Here is a 20417-nt window from a genome sequence, read left to right as displayed (position 1 = left end):
ACCCTGAAATGAAAAAGACACTTTAGCGTTATGCTAACGTGCCTTTGATTGATAGAGAGCCTTGCGTTGTATGTGACTAGTGCTTAATTTTGCGCGCTTTGCCCATCATTATCGGATGGCGCATCTGCTTTGGAAGAGGCGTTTTTATCAAAGGTTTGTTGCTTTGAATTTGCCTGCGTACTTTCGCCGTTTTCATTGCCCTCATTACCTTTGTTAGCTGCGTTGCCCTTGGTCATATTCTGCTGACTCGCCAGCATCGAATCGAGTTTTTCACCGCCTTTTGCACCAAAGTCCAAGGTACGAATAGGGAAGGGAATAAGGAAGTCGGCTTCTTCTAAGGTTTTCTTGATCAAAATAACTGCCTCATGGCGTGCCACCATAAAACCGGTATCGCCTGGGTAGTCTATCCAAAACCACACCAGCATATTAATACTGCTATCGCCAAAGCTCTCTACGTAAACGGCGGTTTCTTCTTTTTTAATGACGAAGTCACATTCGTTAATTTTATCAGTGAGTAATTTTGCCGCTGCTGCGGGGTCGTCGCCATAAGAGATGCCAACCGGGATCTCTAGCCTGCGAACACCCAGCGTGGAGTAGTTAGTGAGTATATTGCGAAACAAGATTTTGTTAGGGATAACTTCGATTTGGCCAAAAAAGGTTTCGACGATCGTGTTACGCAAATTAATGGCGCGTACGTTGCCAAACACGCCCTCTGCTTGCACTACATCGCCTAATTCAAAGGGTTTTCTAATTCCCATTGCAATACCTGCAATCAGGTTTTCTGTCATGTCTTGGAACGCAAAGCCGATGGCTAAGCCCACAATGCCTGCACCGGCTAGAAGTGAGGTTACGGTGCCGGAAAGACCTAAAAACTCCAGGGCGATAAATAAGCCCGTACACATCACAATGGCTTTAAATATCGACGCGAGGAGATCGGCAATTTGCCGGGATTCCAATGCTCGGTGTAAACCCTTCCTAAGCATTTTACTGAGTACTCTGGCGAGTATTGAGAAAACAATGGTGATCACAATCGCGACCACAAAATTAGGTAGGTGTGCGATGGTTTGTTCTAACCAGCTTTGAAGCTTGTCATTTATCAAAGAGGAGAAATCGCCGAGCGCTTTGAATTCCATGAGTTGATCCTAGGGTGGGTTAAAAGAAAAAAGCGAGTACCACAAGGTACTCGCAAAGGGAACGCACTGTGGATGTAAGACAGTGCAGCAGCAGTAATTCTAATGAGCCGGTCGTAGGTTTTGAGCTAACTTCTGGGCGTCAAATACGGTTAATGGTGTTTCAGGCTCGCCTTTGCCCATAGTGATAAGTAGCGACGACATGATGTTTTCTTTCACTTGTTTGGTGGTGACTTCGCCGCCAGCATAGTTTGGTGAAGAAGGCGTGGCACAGCCTAATAAACCGCAGGTGGTTTCACCTTGCATGGGCTTTGTTGTGCTTGGTCCTACACGGGTGACATCTTTGGTTTCGATGTCAGTATCGCTGTCTACAATAGTGAACCAGCTGTAACCATTTGCGCTGGTGAGCTCAGCGGCGTGAAGTAGGGCGAAATTGGTGGCTTCTTCTTCGTCAGTATTTTTGTTGCCTTTGAAGACGACGCGATATTGATTTTCACTTAATTGAATATGGCTGTAGCCTTCGTCTCCGTTTTGCATCGCTGCCTGATATTGAGTCGGGGTGACTGAACTACAGCCAAATAAGCATAGGCAAATCATGCATAAGGTCAGCGTTGGCTTTAGTAAAATGTAATCAGGCAGTATATTCATAAGGCATACTCTTTAAGGGTTTGGCTGATAATGTGTCAGCATTCTTAATGTTATATGTATGGCTTAATTCAATACTGATGCCAATGTCGCAACCCTTTAAAAATAAGGGGTGTAGGCTATGGTGATATTTATGGGTAGCAACATTTACTGGTTGAAGCGTAAAAAGTGCGCACGGTGGGCTTTGCTCTGACAGGGGAAATGGATAAGCCTAAATGACAAAGGGAAAGCGCTGGCTTTCCCTTTTTCACTCTACCGCGAAAGTTTGTGTTTGTGTTTGTACTTGTACTTGTACTCGCACTTGCACCTAGCTTAGCGCCCGGGCTGTGGTATAAGAATTAATAGAACGAGAACGTTTCGTTACTAATCCCCCTAACCAAGTCTATTACTGGTGACTAAGGCTAAGGCTAGGGCTCAGGGGCGATAAGCATACTCAGTGATGCCGGGTTTACCTCGATGAATAATTCATCGTCTTGATAGGTTTCACCGTCAATTACATAGTTAAGCGGGCCGGCGCCCTTGATATGAATTTTTGTGATGCGCTGGTGACGCACGCTTTTCTCTTCTACTGAGTTAAATAAGTCCGGAGCAATTAATTCAGACAAACTGAACATATGATCCCCGAATGTGGCATCACCGGGTAACCAGGTTAAATCCAAGAAGCCATCTCGCACATTCGGTTCGCCGCCACCTTGGGCTAATACCGTGGTAAATGGCGCAGCATTGGCCACCACTAAACTACACACTGACAGCTGCTGTGTGGGGGCGTCATCGATGGTAACGTCAAGCTGCAAAGATTCATTCACATTAACGGCTTCCCACAGGGCTTTGATATAAGCCATTTGGCCGCCTTCGTTTTTCTCCCCACGGTCTGCGTTTTCAATCATTTTCTGTTCAAAGCCGACGGCGGTCACCAGCAACGCAAGTTTATCGTTACAGCTAGCGGTATCAATTTTGGTCGCTATGCCATTTTCAATATGCTCACAAGCGACCTCTACCGGCATGACTTTGGTTTTGCTGCCAAATAACGCGTGGGCTAAGGCGTTTGCCGTTCCCATGGGGATAATGGCAAATTGGGTTTGAGTATTCACCACAGCCGATGCGACCTCGGTTAATGTACCGTCGCCACCACACGCAATCACAGTCGTGGCGCCAGCTTCAATGGCTTGTTGTGCTAGGTCATAGGCGCTAATGTCTGGTGAGGTTTCTACCACTTTTAGCTGCATGGACGCACTGAGTCTTTGTACGATAAATTCACGATTTTCGGGCCATTTACCGGCACCGGATACTGGGTTTGCAATTAACCATGTTGGGGCTTTGGGCGTGAGCACACCTTTATCAAAAATTTTGCAAAGCGCCCTAAGCTGGTGGGAGTTGAGACGCGCGGTTTCACGCACATCTTGAATCTTTTCAATGGCTTGGCGTACGCTTAATGTGCGGTCTTTACTCAGCAAATACGCAGCCATTACTAATACCGAGCGGCCACGACCTAGGGCGCAATGTACAACCACACCGCGTCCCGCGCGACGATGATTCTCAATCCAGTTTACTGCGCTGACTAAATCCTCTTCCGAAGGGCTTTGATGGTCAAGCACAGGAACATTTAAATAGGCTAAGTCTTCTGAAGTGGCTGTCCAATCTAGTCCGTCAAATTCGGCGGTAACATCTAAAATAGCTTTGACGTTGAGCTCTTGAAGGTAAGCAACATCGCTTGGAAATAAGCGGCACGCTAAAAATAAATCATCATCTATTTTTTGAATGGCGGGCACTTTGTCGTTTTTACGCGCCCAACTGTTGTAGAGCTGAACGCCAAGAAGAAAAGGTATAAATAACCAGCGCACATAAAAGGGAATTGAACCGTCTTGCTTCTTTCTAAAAATGGCTGGCTTTTGTAATAAGTATGCAGCCCCCACAGCAAGCAGAGATAGGCTTATCCAAACCAGAGGAACGCTGACAAATAGAGTTGGGCTGAAGTATGCCAAGGCTAGTGCAGCCAGCGCACCTGCTAAATAATACTTAACGATAAACATGATGCTAATCCTCTATATAAATGGCTACGACCAGCTATTGTCGCGCCACGCGCTTTGATTTTCGCGGTGACAAGTCGTAGTGTCGATTCCCCTTACTATTCCCACGCTAGCATAGGCTGTAGGTTAGATGCGCTGTGATACAAAGATGCTACTCGACTTAAACACGCACCTTGCTACGTTGAAAGCAAAGTGCGTTTAAGGAAAGTAGCATAGGTCGTTATTGGCACATAAACATGGTCTAGTTTAGAACGATTTAGTCCCTCGGATTGGGTAGTCGTTCTTGCGCGTATAGCCTAAACCCGAGACCAACATATTCAGGTCTGGGCGAACAAATGGGCTGTTAGCAATCTCTAACACTTGTACCTTGTTGTCGCCGTTAACAACAAATAAGCCAGGCTCAGGGAAGTCGTGGTCGGTTTCAGCCTCAGAAGTCGGCTGTGATAGGTACAACCCGAGTGCGCTCATGTGCTCTTTGGTCAAACCTGCATATACCGGGAATTCGACCGATACATCGTCAAGCTTGGTGTTAAGTTGCTCAACCGAATCAGCGGACACGGCCACGATATCAACTTTAATGTCTTGAAATTGAGAGCGCATTTCTTGCAGTTGGGTGAGGTACTTACTGCAAATTGGGCAGTGCACTCCGCGATAAACCACAACCATAGTCCAATGCTCGGCATCAGTTTGACTGACTAAGCTTTGGGTATCGCCTTCGGTGTCTAGTACCTGAATTTCAGGGAAAGTGACGCCTGGGGTGAGTTTTTCAGAATTCATTGTCGTCCTCCTTAAGGATTGGTTAATGAGATGGGATGAGCAGCTGTGCATTGCGCTCCATCGCAATGCAGTTATCTACCTAGGCAGATTGCTGTTCGCGCATTTCTTCGCGGTAACTGTTGGCCAAACGACTCTTTTGCGTTTCATTCAGCACTTTGCCGGCCATTTGGAAGAACTGCTGCTCTTCGTCATCCAAATGGTGCAATACCAAATGCTGAAGACTTTTCATGTGCGCCAACCATGCTGAGGTGCTCATGTCTGTGTCTTCAAGTTTCTCGATCAGCTCATCAATTTCATGGTGCTCAGCGATGGCATGACGAGACTGATCCGCCATGTCGTCTGATTCCATCAGGGGCGCATAAAAATAACGCTCTTCGGCTAATGCGTGACTCTCTAGTGCATCTTTTAGGGCTTTAAATGCATGAATACGTTCGTCGCTTTTACCTGACGTGTTAAGTAGTTTGTCCATTAAGTCGCGTTGAACGTCATGATCTTTACGCAATGCTTCGAAAATTTTCATTATCTTATTCCTTTTAATTTTGCTTCGTTGTTCGTTTACTTAATGTTCTTCCTTGCGAGCTTTGTACCAACAGGGTTAACTTTGTAATTAATTGAAAATCATAAGATTTATCTGGGAGACTCGTATTTTAACAGAGCCTAACGTGGTAAAAGTTACACGTTAGCAGTAGTTATTTCTGTGTCTTTGGTGTGCGTTGCTGGCGCGCTTTTATGTCGCAATGAATCGATTCTGGGCGTATTTCGTAATAGCTGTAAGTGGTTAGCTGCTAGCGGTTTATGCGCACTGTAGAGCGTGACAGTGGCCACACGCGAAAGGTTTTGTAAGAGCACCAATCAAAGAGTGAATAGCTCGTGTCAATAATTGCGGTCAATGAGGAGGGAATATGAAACAAGCGGTTAAGGCGTACATAGGTTCGTTACTGGGGTTTTTGTTATTAGATGCGATATGGCTAGGCTTGGTAGCTAAAAATAGCTACATACAGGCGATGCAAGGGCTTATGCGAGAAGATGTGCACGTTTGGCCTTGGGTGGTATTTTATAGCCTGTACTGCATGGCCATCGTGTATTTGGTTGTTCTACCGCGCAAGGATACTGGCCATGGACGTCATGTACTTGCGGCTGGTGCGGTACTCGGTGCAGCGGCTTATGGTGCGTATAATATGACGAATTACGCTTTATTAGCGGGCTGGCCGTTGGGCATCAGCTTGCAGGATTGGGCTTGGGGGACAGTGGTAACCAGCTTAAGCAGTTATTGTGGCTGGTGCTTAGCGCGACGCTGAGTCTAACCAAGGGTGAGTGAAAAATAGTGAGTGCTACGTGATGGCGGCCAAGTCACCGCGACAGTGAATACTGTCGCGGTTCAGCGGTTATTTATTTAGCTTACGTATGTGGCTGTAGTTCAGTAATGCAACGAATACCGAGCCGCCAATCGCATTGCCTAACAACACAACAGAGAGCGCTTTGAGCATCTCAAGCAACGACAATTGATCAGACGTGAAATAGCCCACGAGTAGCTCTACTGAGCCAGCGATAGAGTGATGTAAGCCACCTAGCCCGATGATGAAAGTCACAATATAAATACACAATATTTGGCTGGTGGTGGAATGCGTTGACAGTATTGTCCATGCGCCTAAGGCCATTAACCAACCAGCAAGGGTGGCGCTGGTTAACAGTGTAAGGGGGGAATAGGACAAAATATGCTCAGCGATAATGAAGTAGCCTTCGCTGGCGTGAATCACTTCATCGCTCACGGCGAGTAAGCCTGCGCTTATTACACCGCCCAACATGTTCCCCGCGATAACAATCCCCCATAAGCGGAACATACGAACAATTTTGATGCGTCTGTCCAATATTGGGTAGAAAGCTGTCGCTGTGTGTTCTGTAAAAAGCTGAGTACGGCTCAAAATACACATTACGAAACCCAGCGGATACACCAAGGCGACCAAAACACGGTTAAACCCCGTAGAGAGATCGCCCACTATGGTGGTCATAACACCTACTGCCAATACGGTAAAACAAATAATCATGCCAGCGGCCAGTGCAGACATAAATAGTGACATGGCGGGCCGAGCTAATTGCTCAACGCCTTCATCGATGGCTTTTTCAAGTATGTCGTCTGGGTGGCGGAACGTTTCATCGACACGCTTCACTATGACGGAAGCATATTCTTGGCTTTCACGAGTACGCTCTTTGGTTCGCTCTTTAGCGCTTTCGTTAAACAAGAGGTCTCCTGAGGTGGAAACGATGCGGGCTTCGTGATCGTGCTCGCCGTGCTCTAAGTCATCTGACATGTGTTTTTCCTTGCTAGTGTTTTATCCACCAAATAACGGCGACCAATATGGTTAAGCCAATGGCTGTGGGGAGCTTATATTTTTTAAACAACGCCTCAGCGTGGTTACCCGTTAGCTTCACTAACAAGGCTAATCCGAAATAGCGTAGCGACCGTGCAATTAAAGTGGCTAATAGAAACATGCCGATGGGATATTTCACTGCGCCAGCGGCTAGCATCGCAATCTGAAATGGCACGGGAATGATACCGATGGACAATACGTACCAAAAACCCTGCTGTTGCATCTGCGCTTTTACGTTCTCTAATTGCTGAGGATCAGAAAACCAACTGGCAATTTGTTCAGCGAATTGGTCGAAAAGGAAATACCCAACACCGTAGCCAATGACCGCCCCGAAGATGCAGCCCACAGTGGCAAGCGTTGCCAGCAACCAAATTTTCTCACGCTTGGCCTGCATCAATGGAATGAGCACGGCTTCTAGCGGGATCGGCACGATAATAGATTCTAAAAATGAAGCCATGACTAACACCGCATACATGTTTTTAGATTCAATGAACTGTTTTGTTTTGCTTTTGAAGTAAGCGACCATTTGCGTCCTGTCTTACACCTTGAGGTTGAGTGGATCCACGTGGGGAAATGAAACAAGTAGACCTACTTTGCAGGATGTATACCAAAGGACGGCGCGGCATGAGTGAGCGACGGGCGCATTAGCCAAGTCCTTCAGCGAATATTGCGTTAAGCCTTATAGCATAAGGTGTTTCACGCCAAGAAAGTGCATGGGATTGTGCGCATTGACTCGTAAATGGAATGCCATGATATTGGCTAAAACAGCAAAAATTTACCCACTATGAGCTGATTTAGGCGGATTTTTTGCAATATTTACTTACCCTTGCCTTAAGCCACAGCTAAAGCCAAAGCCGATGGCCATCGCCGATAACGAGAACAGTCAGAGCAGAGCCGTAACTTTAACGTGAGGTTACTCTGATGTGGGTTTTGAGGCGTGCTGCTTTGCGAACTGGCGTAGGGTTAACATACCGGAAATAGACGAGACAAAGTAAGGCACGATAAACGTTAAGATTAAATTCCCCCACAGAATGGATGCTTGACCAAATATGCGATCGTACTGGTTGATCACATTTAATATTGCGCCAACGATTAATGCCGTGAAAACGGAGCGCTTTACCAAAGTAGGGTTAAAAAGTTGATTTAATAGCCCAATATTTCTGTTTATCACTTGCGTTACCTTATGGATTTTATTGATAAAACAAGACCGGAATTGGTATGAATTATTTCAGTGTATACAAAAAATCGTAGGCAAGCCTAACAGCGCCCGTTGCTTTTACAGGGCAGTTAATTCACACTCCTGCGCTTGATAGATAAAGGGGCTTGAAATGAATGATAAAGCGGTGAAATCGGGCGTCTTATTTGCGATAGCGGCATATACCATGTGGGGAATTGCCCCAATGTATTTCAAGTTGCTAGGCCAAGTGCCAGCGATGGAAATATTGATGCATCGCATTATCTGGTCGGTGATTGTACTCACGTTGCTTGTAGTCGTTACCGGCAAAGCGAACAAAGTCAAGCAGGCGATCCTTAACCCTAAGGTGATGCAGGTCCTCTTAATTTCAGGGGTATTACTGGCCGCCAACTGGTTTATCTTTATCTGGGCGATTAACAATAACCACCTGCTTGATGCCAGTTTAGGCTATTACATCAACCCATTGTTGAACGTGTTTCTTGGTCGCTTGTTTTTGGGCGAACGCTTGCGCCGTTTGCAAAAAGTCGCGGTTGGGTTAGCGCTCTCAGGTGTGGTGTATTTTATCATCGGTTACGGGCAGTTACCTTGGGTGGCTCTTGCACTCGCTGGCACATTTGGTATCTATGGTTTACTGCGCAAACAGGTCGCGGTGGATTCATTGCCAGGCTTGCTTATTGAAAGTGTGTTTTTACTGCTTCCTGCGATTACATATTGGATTTGGTTCGCCGGTGAATACAGCAACATGGTGACCAATGACATGGCACTCAACATTACTCTGATTTGCGCCGGTATCGTGACCACAGCGCCTTTATTGTGTTTTACCGCAGCGGCTAAACGCATCATGTTTTCGACATTAGGCTTTTTTCAATATATTGGCCCAAGTTTGATGTTTGTATTGGCGGCGGTGGTCTACGGTGAGCCGTTAGATGACAACAAAATCGTGATGTTTGCTTTTGTATGGTTGGCACTGGGCTTGTTTAGTTATGATTCATTGCGCCAGTATCGTAAGGTCAGAAAAGCGTTAAAGCAGCCTAATACCAATGCCAATAAATGATTAACCACTTAGCGGAAAGTTAAACTACTTCTTCTACGGGGTCGTGTACCACTTGGTTGCGACCGCCAGCCTTGGCTTGGTAGAGGTATTCATCCGCTTTTCGCAGCATACTATTAACCCCACCTGTAGCGATGGCTGTTAGCCCAATACTCACAGTGCAGTGAAACGTTTTGCCTTCAAATTTGAAGGTGAGCTGGGCTAATGCCTCACGAAACGATTCGAAGAGTTGTACAGCGCTTGGCAGATCAACATTTGGTAAAAACACACAAAACTCTTCGCCGCCAAAGCGTGCAGGAATGTGCGGCGCAAATGTTGATGAAACCAGTTTGGCGATTTCTCGTAAGGTGTAATCACCGCAATCATGGCCATAGGTATCGTTCACTGATTTGAATAGGTCGATGTCAATGAGTGCCAAAGTTTGGCATTTCGGTACGAGCTGGGTCGCCGCTGCGGCCCGTTCGAAGAAGTGTCGCCGATTCGGTAAGCCAGTGAGAAAATCAGAATTGGCAGCCCTACGTATCAGCTCAATGTTTTCGATATATTCGATGTTTTGCATGATCCGGCATAAGAATTCTTCTTGGCCATAGGGCTGGGCAAGATAATCGTTGGCTCCGCTTTTAATAAACCGAGCTGAAACCCCGGTGTCACTGTGATCTGACAAGCCTATTACCGCGATATCGTCTTTTGAGGCGCGCTTACGAATTTCATTGAGCAGTGCAATGCCGGTCATGTCAGGCAATTTATTAGCAACAATCACTAACTTTATATGGCTGTAGCGAGTGAGCGCCTCAAGACCTTGTTGGCCGGTTATAGCCTCATGCGTCATAAAGTTGTGGCGCTGTAACAGCGAAATGCTGCGCTGACGGCTGACTCTTGCGTTATCGACAACTAATACACCTTCACTCTTATTCTTGTGCAAACGGCTGAGCAACACGCTTAAATACTCATAGACCTGCTCGTTTTCTTTCAAAATATAATCAATGACGTTTTTATTCAGGATACCGGCTCTGGTTTCTGGATCTAAGAATTCGGTGGTCACTATGGTCGGTAGAAATGAGGCTAGGGTGAAGTCAATCGCTTGACCGATGGGGGCGTCTGGCAGGCGATAATCAACGATGGCACATAAAAAATCTTCAGGTGCCGAGTGCGAGAATATATGTTGCGCCGCAGTCAGGCTAGTCGCTTTAACTGGGGTTAACTGTGCTTTGAGTATCAAGCTGGCAATGACGTCTACGCTTTGTTCGTTATCGTCAATTATCAAGACTTTTGGGCGCATAAAGCCATTTTACCTTTCCGCTGATACTAAGGAGCACTTAAATGTATCGCTACCTTATAGCACCTCGCAGAAAGGGTAAACTTAAGGCGTTAAATTTTATCTAGTTTTGCAAATGACAGCACTAACCATTTACTGCCAACATTATCAAAATTCACCTGCACTCTGGCGTGCTCGCCACTGCCTTCGTAGTTAAGCACAGTGCCTTCCCCGAATTTACGATGAGTCACTCGCTCCCCGAGTTTAAAGCCCGTAGAGTCAAACGCGGTATGACTTGCAGAAGTCTGAAAACGACTTTGCATTGGGCGTGACACCGTCGCTTTGGTGCGCAGGCGAACTTCTTCAATAAATTCTGTGGGTATTTCTTTGATAAAGCGAGATGGCGTATGGTATTTGTCTTGGCCATAAACACGACGACTTTCAGCGTAGGTGAGATAGAGTTTTTGCATTGCGCGAGTCATGCCCACGTAGCAAAGGCGGCGCTCTTCCTCTATTTTGCCGGGTTCGTCATTGCTCATTTGGCTGGGGAACATGCCCTCTTCCACACCCACTAACAATACCATAGGGAATTCTAGCCCTTTGGCTGTGTGTATGGTCATCATCTGCACGGCATCTTGATGCTTATCTGCCTGGGCGTCACCAGCTTCAAGCGAAGCATGGGCAAGAAACGCTGACATGGGACTCATGTTTTCAGCTTCTTCTGGGGGCGCAAATTGCTTACACGCGGTCACGAGTTCTTCTAAGTTTTCGATACGTGCTTGGGCTTTTTCGCCTTTCTCTGCTTTGTACATGGCGTACAAACCAGAATTTTTGATGACGTGATCAGCGTGTTGCTCTAAGGGTAAATCCGTGGTGTCTTTTTGCAGTTTTAAGACTAAATCCACGAAGGCTTGTAGCGCATTGGCTGCACGGCCTGACAAGCGTTTTTCACGCAGTAGCTGTAAGCTTGCTTGCCACATAGACAAGTCATGCTCTCTGGCTTGCTCACGCACCTGAGACAAGGTTTTATCACCAATGCCACGCGTAGGGGTATTCACGACGCGCTCAAATGCGGCATCGTCAATTTGTTGGTTGATAATACGCAGATAACCTAAAGCATCACGGATTTCCTGACGCTCGAAGAATCGCAAGCCACCGTATATGCGATAGGCCACAGACTCTTGCAATAACGCTTCTTCCAGTACGCGTGATTGGGCGTTGTTGCGATACAAAATAGCGCAATCGCTGAGGGCATAACCTTGGGTCTGCCAGTCTTTTATGCGCGATACCGCAAAGCGTGCTTCATCTAACTCGTTAAAACCGGCATACAAAGAAATAGGTTCGCCGTCTACACCGTCGGTCCATAACTCTTTGCCTAAACGGCCTTGGTTATTATCGATGACGGCATTGGCCGCTTTTAATATATTGCCCGTGGAGCGATAGTTCTGCTCTAAGCGTATGGTTTTTGCTTGAGGGTAATCACGCAAGAAGTGTTGAATATTCTGCACATTTGCCCCGCGCCAACCATAAATTGATTGGTCGTCATCACCAACAATAATCATATTGTTGGTAGGCGCGGCTAATAGGCGCAGCCAAGCGTATTGGATGTTGTTAGTGTCTTGAAACTCGTCCACAAGCACTGCGCGAAAGCGGGTTTGATAATGTTTAAGTAGCTCAGGATTTTCTACCCATAGTTGATGGGCGCGTAGTAATAACTCGGCGAAATCTACCAAGCCAGCTCGTTCGCAGGTTTGCTGGTAAACCTGATAAATTTCACATAACTTTTTCTGATTATAGTCACCGTGAGTATCTATGTGCTCAGGTCTTAAACCTTCGTCTTTATTGCCATTGATGTACCACTGAACGTGTTTCGGCGCCCATTGCTTTTCGTCTAGGTTCATACTCTTGATGACACGGCGCACTAGGCGATATTGGTCGTCTGAATCGAGTATTTGGAAGTTTTCGGGTAACTTAGCTTCAGCGTAATGGGTGCGCAATAGTCTGTGAGCGATACCGTGAAAGGTGCCTATCCACATATTGCTTAGTGCACTGCCTTGCAACTCTTCGATACGCCCGCGCATTTCACGAGCGGCCTTGTTGGTAAAAGTAACGGCGAGAATACCCCAAGGGGCAATGCCTTCTACTTCCATTAACCAGGCAATGCGATGCACCAACACTCGGGTCTTACCGCTGCCAGCGCCGGCCAGAATAAGCATGTCAGCAGCAGGCGAGGCAACTGCATCACGTTGTTTATCATTGAGTTGTTCTAAGAGTCGAGATACATCCATGGGGGAAAAAATGCTGTAGAATTATGAACGCATTATAACAGTTATACTGTGTTTTTATACAATTAATGAATTTGTTCTTAGTCATTATTAGGCTTTAAAATAACAACTGATTACACTGCCGACTGATGCAGACATAAGGTGGATACTCGTGGACAATAATTTTTGGCAAACGCTTCGTAATGAAGCACAGGTGATGACTGAAAAAGAACCCTTGCTTGCCACTTATGTAGATGAATGCATTTTAAAGCAAGATGACTTCGCAGGTGCGCTGAGCTTTATTTTGTCCAATAAGTTATCCGATAAAGTGATGTCGGCTAAGGCTTTACGCACCATGCTTGACCAAGCTTATCGCGACCAGCCCTTGTTAGTAGAGGCGACTGTGTTTGATATTGAAGCAACCTTTGAGCGCGACCCTGCGGTGAAATCGTATTTAACCGTGCTGCTTTACTTTAAAGGGTTTCATGCCATTCAGGTGCATCGTTTTGCGCATATGTTGTGGTTAATGGGCCGCCATGAATTGGCGTTGTTTATTCAAAGTCGCAGCTCTGAAGTGTTGTCTGTGGATATTCATCCTGCGGCATATATTGGGCAAGGCGTGATGTTTGATCATGCCACGGGTATCGTTGTCGGTGAAACGGCGGTGATTGAAGATAACGTATCGATTATGCAATCTGTAACCCTTGGCGGTACAGGGAATGAAGTTGGCGACAGGCATCCTAAAGTGCGCCATGGGGTGATGATAGGCGCGGGTGCCAAAATATTAGGTAATATTGAAATTGGCCCAGGTGCTAAGGTCGGCGCTGGTAGTGTGGTATTAGCGGATGTGCCATCACACGTTACGGTTGCAGGTGTGCCAGCTAAAATTGTGGGCAAGCCAAGTTGCCAAAATCCCTGTCAAACTATGCGCCAGAACGTTTTAGAAGATTAGTTTAGCTAAAAGATTAATCGGCAACTCGCCTGATAAGGCGTTGCCGTTATCGAGCGAGTATTGTGTTGACCCAGAGCTTAGTTTATATCGCACAGCTCGCTTAAATGTTTCAGTTGAATATCCGGTAACACGGTAACGTCTTCGTTATTAAGTGACATCGGGCGATTATCTGCATACCAGGCACTCATGAATCCGGCTTTCTTGGCACCTAAAACGTCCTTTTCTAGGTTATCCCCCACATGCAATATGGATTCACCGGGCAGGTTTAACAGCTTCTTAGCTGCATCGAACATAGCGCTGTTGGGCTTCATGGGAAACGCTAAACTGGCATGAAAGCTCTTTTGAAAGTAATCCGCGATACCGATTTGCTCTAAGTTTACATTGCCATTGGTGATAGCGACTAACGGCCAGCGCTCCCCTAGCTTACTCAGGATATCAGTGACTTCACTACTCACTTGAAAATTGCTGCGTTCAAAATAGAAAAAGTCGAAGGCTTCATCCACCGCGCTCTTAAGCGCATGGCCGCTGTGACCGAATGCTTGAATGCCGCTGGTAAGCACTTCTCGGCGCAACATGCCCATGTCACTGTGAAGCTCAGGCTTTTGTTTTAATGTGGCGCGTCTATGGTCACGCCAATAGGCTGGATGGCTGTGGGATGGGTCATCTGCAAAGCTACCCAAAAACTCAATCAAGGCGTGTTCAGCGCGGATGATGTAAGGGTAATTGTCGTAAAGGGTGTCATCGAGATCGAACGTCATGGCCTTAATTTGGCCGATATTACGGTAATAAATCATGTTGTCGATTCTGTCCTCTTTTCTTGCATTAATGATCCGCCGAAATGCTATTTTCGACGCTTGGCTCTGGGGTGCGCTGTATCGTATACGCTAGCCAAATGCTGAAAGTTCAGATGGGTATACACTTGCGTAGTGGATAAATTCGCATGGCCGAGTAGTTCTTGCACTCCGCGTAAATCACCGCTTGATTCTAAAATGTGGGTGGCGAATGAATGGCGTAATTTGTGTGGGTTGATATCTTGATCTAAATGCTGCTGCTTGGCCCACAACTGCATCCGTTTCGCAATTTGCCTATGACTGATACGCCTTCTGTGTTTGCTTAAAAACAATGCCGGCTCATCACCGTCAGCTAAAACACCGCGCACTTTCAACCATTCGCCAAGGCATTTTAACGCCGTTTTACCAACGGGCAGTATGCGCTCTTTACTGCCTTTACCCATCACCCTTAATTGGCCATCGTCTTGTAGGCTTTTCAGGTTTAAATCGGCCAGCTCAGCTAAACGTAAGCCGCAGCTGTAGGTCAGCTCGAGCATGGCTTTATCTCGAACCCCAAGGAGAGAGTCATCATCGAAGTCTAGCAGCTGATGCATTTCATCTACATTAAGCTGTTTAGGTAATGGACTGCCTTGTTTAGGCGCTTGTACCGCCTTGGCTGGGTTACTAGATAACACTTCGAGCTCAACCAAATAAGCACAGTAGCCACGCAGTGCAGATAGTCGAAGGGCGATACTACGTGGGCTCAACCCTTGACGACGAGCCTGATTCAGCACTTGGCGCACATGATCGACTGTTAGCTGTGGCCATGCGGTAATGGTGAGGGCTTGGCAGATGCTGGCGAGTTGACGCTGATAATTTTCAATGGATTTAGCGGCCAGATTACGTTCGTACTTAAGATAATCAAAGTACTTGCCGAGTAAGGGTTGCAGACTTGGCTGTTCGCTCATTCGTCAGCCTGGATGTCAGTAAGCCAGTAACTTAGGCAGTAGAATGCTTAAAAACTGTTGTAACTGAGTGATAAGCAAGGTGTCCATGTCAGGGTTAAAGTGCCCAGGATCGTTGCTGCCAATGGCTAAAATACCCAGCTCGCCGTTTTCACCTAAGCGCAATAAGGCAACAGATTCAGCTTGTTGGTCATTAAATAACAGCTTTTTTTCGTGCTCGCTCAAGCGGCCGAAGAAAAACGCCTCGTCTTTAAAGCGCTTTTCGGCAAATAATTTGCGCTGAATTTCTGGTAATGCAAAGGCACCCTTGTAAGGTTTCAAAGCGACAGATGAAAGATTTAACTGCTCTTGCATCACGTCTTCGAGCACATATTGCACTGAACTTATGTCAGAGCATTTCAATACGCGTAGGTTTAGATCGGCATAAATACGGTATATGGCTTCGTTTTGTTTAGCGATGCTGATCAGCTGAGTCAGTTTGGAATTGAGTAAGCGTACTTTTTGGCGTAGCTGTTCACTTTGGCGCTCGACCAGAGAGACACTGCCTTTTTGGGCATGGGGCAATTGCAGTTGCTCAAGTAACGCTGGGTGTTTAACGAAAAACTCAGGGTGCTTGGCAAGATAGATAGCCACCTGCTGTTCAGTTAACCCATCCGGTTCAGCAAAGGAAGCGGTGTCGTCTAATGGACTTTTTTGCTGACCAGATGCTTCATTCATAACGTGATATTTCCATCAAAGACATGTTCCGCTGTCCCTGTCATTTTTAAGATTGACCCTGGCCCTTGCCAACGAATTTTCAAGGTACCACCTGGTAAATCGACAGTGACTTCCTTGTTTAACTTTTTCTGCATTTGCCCTACGGCGACGGCTGCACACGCGCCGCTACCACACGCGAGGGTTTCACCCACGCCGCGCTCATAAACACGAAGCTTAATATGACCGCTGTTTAAAATCTGCATAAATCCGATGTTGGCACCCTCAGGAAAGCGTTCGTGGGCAACTAACGTTTTACCTATGCCTTCTACATCAGCGGTTTCGACATCATCCACTAATAATACACAATGGGGGTTACCCATGGAAACTGCACCGCAAAAGAAGGTGTGGTCGTTCTCGCGGATGATATAAATGTTTTCTTGCTTGTTGGCCTTTAACGGGATTTTAGCCGGTTCAAAAATAGGCTCGCCCATGTTGACGGTAATTTGCCCGTCACGCTCATGATATAACACGATGCGACCAGCCTTGGTGCTTACCACGATTTTGTTGCGGTTGGTTAGGCCTTTCATCTTAACAAAGCGAGCGAAACAACGAGCACCGTTGCCGCACTGGGAAACCTCAGAGCCGTCGGAGTTAAAAATACGATAATGAAAGTCTTGTTCCGGGTCGTACGGAGGCTCTACGACCAATAATTGGTCGAAGCCGATACCGAAATTGCGATCCGCCAACTGGGAAATTTTTTCTTTACTGAAAAAAACGTTTTGGGTTACGTTGTCGATAACGACAAAGTCATTGCCTAAACCGTGCATCTTTGAAAACTGAACTTGCATGTTTGCCACTTACGTAAAAATCACTTAATAAGACGACGATCGCCCTTGTATCAAGTACCTATAATGATGGTTATATCATTTCAAAGCACGGCTGACTATGGGTTTGCATCGTCTTGGCTAAGGGACGATGCAACTTACAGTGCATTCTAATGTGCAATAGGTAACGCTATAGGTAGTGCGATACTTTTACAGTACGCTTTCACCACGCCACAAGTCTTCAAGGGTTTCTCGTTCACGAACAACCATTACCTGGTCTTTGTCGACCATGATTTCAGCGGCCTTACAGCGACTGTTGTAATTGGACGCCATGACAAACCCATAAGCACCCGCGCTGCGTACCGCGAGGTAATCGCCCGCATCGATCGCCAATTCACGCTCTTTTCCAATGAAATCGCCTGTCTCGCAAATGGGCCCAACAACATCATAAACCGCACTGTCACGCGTCAAAGACGTATCAAGTGGAATGATGCTTTGCCAAGCTGAGTATAATGCCGGGCGAATTAAATCGTTCATAGCGGCATCAACGATCGCAAAGTTCTTTTCAGCCCCTTGTTTTAAGAACTCAACCTTGGTCAGTAGCACACCGGCATTGGCCATAATGGCGCGGCCCGGTTCAAAGATGAGCTGTAAATCTTCACGCCCTTGCATGCGCTGCGCGATTGCTTGGGTGTACTCATCAGGATGAGGAGGCGTTTCATCTTTATACGTTACGCCTAAGCCACCGCCTACATCTAAATGCGCCAATGTAATGCCATTTTCGGCAAGCTCATCAATAAGAACCAACAGTTTATCTAGGGCATCAACAAAGGGCGCAATTTCAGTTAATTGCGAGCCTATGTGGCAATCTATTCCTTTGATCTCAAGATTCGGTAAGGACGCAGCGTGGCGATACACTTCTACTGCTTGCTCACGCTCAATACCGAACTTATTGGCTTTCAAGCCGGTAGAAATATATGGATGGGTTTTCGCGTCAACATCTGGGTTCACGCGGATTGAAATCGGTGCAATTTTGTTTTCAGCAACAGCCACTTGACTGATGCGCTCTAGCTCTGCAGGGGATTCAACATTAAAACACTTGATGTTGTGCTGTAAGCCTAATGCAATCTCTTCAGGCGTTTTGCCCACACCTGAGAACACCACTTTGGTTGGGTCACCGCCCGCTTTAAGTACGCGTAAAAGTTCGCCACCGGATACAATATCAAAGCCAGAGCCGAGCTTAGCAAGTACGCTTAACACGCCTAAATTTGAGTTGGCTTTCACTGCATAGCAGACCAAATGTGGGTGGGCACCAGCGGCTTTATCAAATGCTAACCAGTGACGCTCTATTGTCGCTTTTGAATAAACATAACATGGGGTGCCGTGAGTTTGGGCTATGTCGTGCAGCGATACATCTTCTGCATAGAGTTTTTTATTGTTGTAGCCAAAAAAATCCATATTACTGCTTACCTTCTTGGGAATCTTGAGATGGGGTAGGGGTTGTCTGAGATGACGTATTCTGTTGTGGTTTTTCTGGCAGGGTCAAGGGTTTCTTTTGCCCACAGCCTTGCAGCGTTAACAGAGTAAACGCGCTTATCAGCGCTAACAAAAAAGTAGTTTTACGTCGCATCTCAGGCCTCAACTGATAGTGTAGCCGCGTATGATGGCACTCCCAGCGTAAAATGCAACGTGTTAACAGTGCTTTAAGCGTTATATTCTATATTCATTTTAACCAAAGCTAATCTGCCCCACTGCTGTGAAAAAACCGTGTGATCGACCATGTCTTGTGAGGTTAGCGACTGGCTTTTGGCAGTTTATCTAACTGAGTGAGGACTGACTGGGGGAAGCGTACTTTACTCCAGAGTTGTTCGCACAACGTGTTAACGGCTTGCCAGTCACGTTTGACCAACCAATCAATAAGAATATCGGGGTTTTGCGGGTAGGCGATACGCTCGATAGCAGGCTTAATTAACCATTCCTCTACGATGTCGCTGTCAAGCGTCGGCATGCTTTGAGCTAAACCGAGTTGTTCTAGGGTTTTGGCATTGGATAGTTGTTCAAATTGACCGCTAAGAGGTTTGATCAACAGTTTCTTGCCGAAATGGAGACATTCACTGGCCAGTTCGAAACCCGCGTTAGCTATCACCCCTGAGCAGCTTTGTAAAATACGCACAAAATCGACTTTAGATGGGCGGCGCCACTGAATATTCCCTAGGTGTTTGTCTTGCTCTATTTTAGGGTGAAAGCAGATAAAATCATGCTCTGAGAAAGGGTCAAGCAAAGCATTAATGTCGTCTATTTCTTCAAAGGGCAAATACACCAAATAGGTGCGCGAAGGTGGCGATTGGCTGTCGTCTGCTTCAATGAAAGGCGGCATGATCGGATGGCCAAAATGATACCAGTGCACACCTAGGTGCAAATCGGTGGGGGCAAAGTGGCGGGTGATGAATTTGTCGAACAGGGTGCCTGGCTGTTGAGGCACGGAGTGCATGAATGCCGCCTGATGACTGATAGATATAGACGGGATGTTATTGAGTTTGGCCGCCCATGCGCTAATTGGCTCAAAATCATTGATCACTAAATCGTAATCCTTAGCGCGAATGCTCTTGATGTCTTGGTGTAATTCACGCAACTTGGCTGATTTGAAAGTCGCAGTTTTACTGATTTTTCCACCCTTGGTTTCAAACGTTAAGCCGCGATAACTGGCAAAGTCGCCGAAGACGTCCATATCAAAGTATTTGTCTTTGTCTCGACCAGAAAATAGGTAGTCGACTTGAATATCGCTGCGCTGATTGAAGGCTTTTGCCATGACTCGGGCGCGCGTAGTGTGTCCATTACCGGTGCCTTGTACACCGTACAATATCTTCAAAGGTGAGTACTCTCTTAGGTTAAGACAAGTGTTTTGGTTAAGGTAAACCTTTAGTCAAAGTAAATTCTTCAAGTAAGGGCTATTTATAGTAAAGACAAACTAAAATAAGACATGCTTAGGCCTAATGCGGCGCCAGCTAGAATATCACTGGGATAATGAACACCTAATAACACGCGAGATAAACCAATGATGCTCGCCCAGCAATAAACCAAAATCAGCATGGATGGATAAAAACTGGCGATCAACGATGCCATTAAAAATGCGGCTGCTGTATGACCCGAGGGTAAGCTGAATTTGTCGGATGGGGTAATATGGGCGCTGAAATTCTGCAATAAGTCGCAGGGACGTTGTCGGCGTAGGAATTTTTTCAAAATTAAATACACTGGCAATTCAAGGCTGTAAGCGAGTAATGCGCTGTATAGAAACAATGCACCATGCTCTGCTTCAAATAACCAAAGGAATAAGCCTAAGATGAGATACAGGTGACCGTCACCAGTGCGAGACATCCAGATGATCCAGCGACAGTCACGCTTAGCGGTCAGTCCAAAAAGCCAATGAAAAAGCTGGGTATCTGTCTGAGTCAGTGTTTTCATCGTGACACTCCATCAACTCGCATTCTATTCAGTGT

The 20417-nt window shown here is 46.3% G+C and carries 21 protein-coding genes; 3 read left to right on the top strand and 18 right to left on the bottom strand.

Going from position 1 to position 20417, the window contains the following annotated elements; genetic code table 11:
• Positions 1-83: 83 nt before the first annotated feature.
• The 5 genes from AC0VYA_RS20770 to AC0VYA_RS20750 all read right to left on the bottom strand — a co-directional run bounded on the left by AC0VYA_RS20770 (position 84) and on the right by AC0VYA_RS20750 (position 5099).
• The gene (locus AC0VYA_RS20770) at positions 84-1133 is read right to left on the bottom strand and encodes a mechanosensitive ion channel family protein (RefSeq protein WP_475489531.1); all 1050 of its coding nucleotides are present in this window, start codon (positions 1131-1133) and stop codon (positions 84-86) included.
• A gap of 99 nt (positions 1134-1232) precedes the next feature.
• A complete protein-coding gene (locus tag AC0VYA_RS20765; protein ID WP_475489530.1) occupies positions 1233-1778 on the bottom strand; it encodes a CC0125/CC1285 family lipoprotein in 546 nt (181 codons plus the stop codon).
• Positions 1779-2182: 404 nt separating this feature from the next.
• Positions 2183-3805 (bottom strand): diacylglycerol kinase family protein, encoded by a 1623-nt coding sequence (locus tag AC0VYA_RS20760; RefSeq protein WP_475489529.1) that lies wholly within the window; start codon positions 3803-3805, stop codon positions 2183-2185.
• 243 nt (positions 3806-4048) lie between these two features.
• On the bottom strand, positions 4049-4579 hold the full coding sequence (locus AC0VYA_RS20755) for a peroxiredoxin-like family protein (protein WP_475489528.1): 531 nt from the start codon (positions 4577-4579) through the stop codon (positions 4049-4051).
• Positions 4580-4658: 79 nt separating this feature from the next.
• A complete protein-coding gene (locus AC0VYA_RS20750) occupies positions 4659-5099 on the bottom strand; it encodes a hemerythrin domain-containing protein (RefSeq protein ID WP_475489527.1) in 441 nt (146 codons plus the stop codon).
• Between the two features lie 382 nt (positions 5100-5481).
• Here AC0VYA_RS20750 and AC0VYA_RS20745 point away from each other — a divergent pair, with 382 nt between their 5' ends.
• Positions 5482-5877: a DUF2177 family protein gene (locus AC0VYA_RS20745; RefSeq protein WP_475489526.1), complete on the top strand. Its 396-nt coding sequence runs from the start codon at positions 5482-5484 to the stop codon at positions 5875-5877.
• An 87-nt stretch (positions 5878-5964) separates the two neighbouring features.
• Here the strand turns inward: AC0VYA_RS20745 and AC0VYA_RS20740 are convergent, their stop codons facing one another.
• The 3 genes from AC0VYA_RS20740 to AC0VYA_RS20730 form a co-directional block, all read right to left on the bottom strand.
• The gene (locus AC0VYA_RS20740; protein WP_473476805.1) at positions 5965-6888 is read right to left on the bottom strand and encodes a formate/nitrite transporter family protein; all 924 of its coding nucleotides are present in this window, start codon (positions 6886-6888) and stop codon (positions 5965-5967) included.
• A gap of 13 nt (positions 6889-6901) precedes the next feature.
• Positions 6902-7474, bottom strand: a complete 573-nt coding sequence (locus AC0VYA_RS20735; protein ID WP_011576777.1) for a YqaA family protein — start codon at positions 7472-7474, stop codon at positions 6902-6904.
• Positions 7475-7861: 387 nt separating this feature from the next.
• A complete protein-coding gene (locus AC0VYA_RS20730; RefSeq protein ID WP_475489525.1) occupies positions 7862-8119 on the bottom strand; it encodes a hypothetical protein in 258 nt (85 codons plus the stop codon).
• Between the two features lie 157 nt (positions 8120-8276).
• Between AC0VYA_RS20730 and rarD the strand changes: the two genes are divergently transcribed.
• Positions 8277-9197: an EamA family transporter RarD gene (rarD, locus tag AC0VYA_RS20725; RefSeq protein ID WP_475489524.1), complete on the top strand. Its 921-nt coding sequence runs from the start codon at positions 8277-8279 to the stop codon at positions 9195-9197.
• A 19-nt stretch (positions 9198-9216) separates the two neighbouring features.
• Here the strand turns inward: rarD and AC0VYA_RS20720 are convergent, their stop codons facing one another.
• Complete coding sequence (locus AC0VYA_RS20720) at positions 9217-10473, bottom strand: GGDEF domain-containing response regulator (RefSeq protein ID WP_475489523.1); 1257 nt, start codon at positions 10471-10473, stop codon at positions 9217-9219.
• Between the two features lie 89 nt (positions 10474-10562).
• A complete protein-coding gene (gene uvrD, locus AC0VYA_RS20715) occupies positions 10563-12737 on the bottom strand; it encodes a DNA helicase II (RefSeq protein ID WP_475489522.1) in 2175 nt (724 codons plus the stop codon).
• 148 nt (positions 12738-12885) lie between these two features.
• Here uvrD and cysE point away from each other — a divergent pair, with 148 nt between their 5' ends.
• Positions 12886-13665, top strand: a complete 780-nt coding sequence (gene cysE, locus AC0VYA_RS20710; RefSeq protein ID WP_011576772.1) for a serine O-acetyltransferase — start codon at positions 12886-12888, stop codon at positions 13663-13665.
• 77 nt (positions 13666-13742) lie between these two features.
• On the opposite strand, the gene AC0VYA_RS20705 is transcribed toward cysE, so the two are convergent.
• The 8 genes from AC0VYA_RS20705 to AC0VYA_RS20670 form a co-directional block, all read right to left on the bottom strand.
• Positions 13743-14459 carry an HAD-IA family hydrolase gene (locus AC0VYA_RS20705; protein ID WP_475489521.1) on the bottom strand — a complete coding sequence of 239 codons (717 nt, stop codon included), beginning with the start codon at positions 14457-14459 and terminating at the stop codon, positions 13743-13745.
• A 47-nt stretch (positions 14460-14506) separates the two neighbouring features.
• The gene (locus AC0VYA_RS20700) at positions 14507-15403 is read right to left on the bottom strand and encodes a tyrosine recombinase XerC (protein WP_475489520.1); all 897 of its coding nucleotides are present in this window, start codon (positions 15401-15403) and stop codon (positions 14507-14509) included.
• A 15-nt stretch (positions 15404-15418) separates the two neighbouring features.
• Positions 15419-16117: a DUF484 family protein gene (locus AC0VYA_RS20695; RefSeq protein ID WP_475489519.1), complete on the bottom strand. Its 699-nt coding sequence runs from the start codon at positions 16115-16117 to the stop codon at positions 15419-15421.
• On the bottom strand, positions 16114-16944 hold the full coding sequence (gene dapF / locus AC0VYA_RS20690; RefSeq protein WP_006991618.1) for a diaminopimelate epimerase: 831 nt from the start codon (positions 16942-16944) through the stop codon (positions 16114-16116). Before dapF ends, AC0VYA_RS20695 begins: the two co-directional genes overlap by 4 nt.
• Before the next feature lie 186 nt (positions 16945-17130).
• Positions 17131-18378, bottom strand: coding sequence for a diaminopimelate decarboxylase (gene lysA / locus AC0VYA_RS20685; protein WP_011576768.1), 1248 nt, complete (start codon positions 18376-18378; stop codon positions 17131-17133).
• 1 nt (position 18379) lies between these two features.
• Complete coding sequence (gene lptM / locus AC0VYA_RS20680; protein ID WP_475489518.1) at positions 18380-18550, bottom strand: LPS translocon maturation chaperone LptM; 171 nt, start codon at positions 18548-18550, stop codon at positions 18380-18382.
• A gap of 162 nt (positions 18551-18712) precedes the next feature.
• Positions 18713-19789: an MJ1255/VC2487 family glycosyltransferase gene (locus AC0VYA_RS20675; protein ID WP_475489517.1), complete on the bottom strand. Its 1077-nt coding sequence runs from the start codon at positions 19787-19789 to the stop codon at positions 18713-18715.
• Positions 19790-19872: 83 nt separating this feature from the next.
• Positions 19873-20382 carry a phosphatase PAP2 family protein gene (locus tag AC0VYA_RS20670; RefSeq protein WP_011576766.1) on the bottom strand — a complete coding sequence of 170 codons (510 nt, stop codon included), beginning with the start codon at positions 20380-20382 and terminating at the stop codon, positions 19873-19875.
• Positions 20383-20417 lie beyond the last annotated feature (35 nt).

It is taken from the genome of Paraglaciecola sp. QJM3NY_14, assembly GCF_056173245.1.
Note: the sequence above shows the minus strand (reverse complement) of the source record. Positions and strands in the feature narration are given on the sequence as shown.

Excerpts from the sequence above, each read along its gene's own strand:
- AC0VYA_RS20770 (WP_475489531.1), bottom strand. The coding sequence starts at position 1,133 with ATGGAATTCAAAGCGCTCGGCGATTTCTCCTCTTTGATAAATGACAAG.
- AC0VYA_RS20765 (WP_475489530.1), bottom strand. The coding sequence starts at position 1,778 with ATGAATATACTGCCTGATTACATTTTACTAAAGCCAACGCTGACCTTA.
- AC0VYA_RS20760 (WP_475489529.1), bottom strand. The coding sequence starts at position 3,805 with ATGTTTATCGTTAAGTATTATTTAGCAGGTGCGCTGGCTGCACTAGCC.
- AC0VYA_RS20755 (WP_475489528.1), bottom strand. The coding sequence starts at position 4,579 with ATGAATTCTGAAAAACTCACCCCAGGCGTCACTTTCCCTGAAATTCAG.
- AC0VYA_RS20750 (WP_475489527.1), bottom strand. The coding sequence starts at position 5,099 with ATGAAAATTTTCGAAGCATTGCGTAAAGATCATGACGTTCAACGCGAC.
- AC0VYA_RS20745 (WP_475489526.1), top strand. The coding sequence starts at position 5,482 with ATGAAACAAGCGGTTAAGGCGTACATAGGTTCGTTACTGGGGTTTTTG.
- AC0VYA_RS20740 (WP_473476805.1), bottom strand. The coding sequence starts at position 6,888 with ATGTCAGATGACTTAGAGCACGGCGAGCACGATCACGAAGCCCGCATC.
- AC0VYA_RS20735 (WP_011576777.1), bottom strand. The coding sequence starts at position 7,474 with ATGGTCGCTTACTTCAAAAGCAAAACAAAACAGTTCATTGAATCTAAA.
- rarD (WP_475489524.1), top strand. The coding sequence starts at position 8,277 with ATGAATGATAAAGCGGTGAAATCGGGCGTCTTATTTGCGATAGCGGCA.
- AC0VYA_RS20720 (WP_475489523.1), bottom strand. The coding sequence starts at position 10,473 with ATGCGCCCAAAAGTCTTGATAATTGACGATAACGAACAAAGCGTAGAC.
- uvrD (WP_475489522.1), bottom strand. The coding sequence starts at position 12,737 with ATGGATGTATCTCGACTCTTAGAACAACTCAATGATAAACAACGTGAT.
- AC0VYA_RS20705 (WP_475489521.1), bottom strand. The coding sequence starts at position 14,459 with ATGATTTATTACCGTAATATCGGCCAAATTAAGGCCATGACGTTCGAT.
- AC0VYA_RS20700 (WP_475489520.1), bottom strand. The coding sequence starts at position 15,403 with ATGAGCGAACAGCCAAGTCTGCAACCCTTACTCGGCAAGTACTTTGAT.
- AC0VYA_RS20695 (WP_475489519.1), bottom strand. The coding sequence starts at position 16,117 with ATGAATGAAGCATCTGGTCAGCAAAAAAGTCCATTAGACGACACCGCT.
- dapF (WP_006991618.1), bottom strand. The coding sequence starts at position 16,944 with ATGCAAGTTCAGTTTTCAAAGATGCACGGTTTAGGCAATGACTTTGTC.
- lysA (WP_011576768.1), bottom strand. The coding sequence starts at position 18,378 with ATGGATTTTTTTGGCTACAACAATAAAAAACTCTATGCAGAAGATGTA.
- lptM (WP_475489518.1), bottom strand. The coding sequence starts at position 18,550 with ATGCGACGTAAAACTACTTTTTTGTTAGCGCTGATAAGCGCGTTTACT.
- AC0VYA_RS20670 (WP_011576766.1), bottom strand. The coding sequence starts at position 20,382 with ATGAAAACACTGACTCAGACAGATACCCAGCTTTTTCATTGGCTTTTT.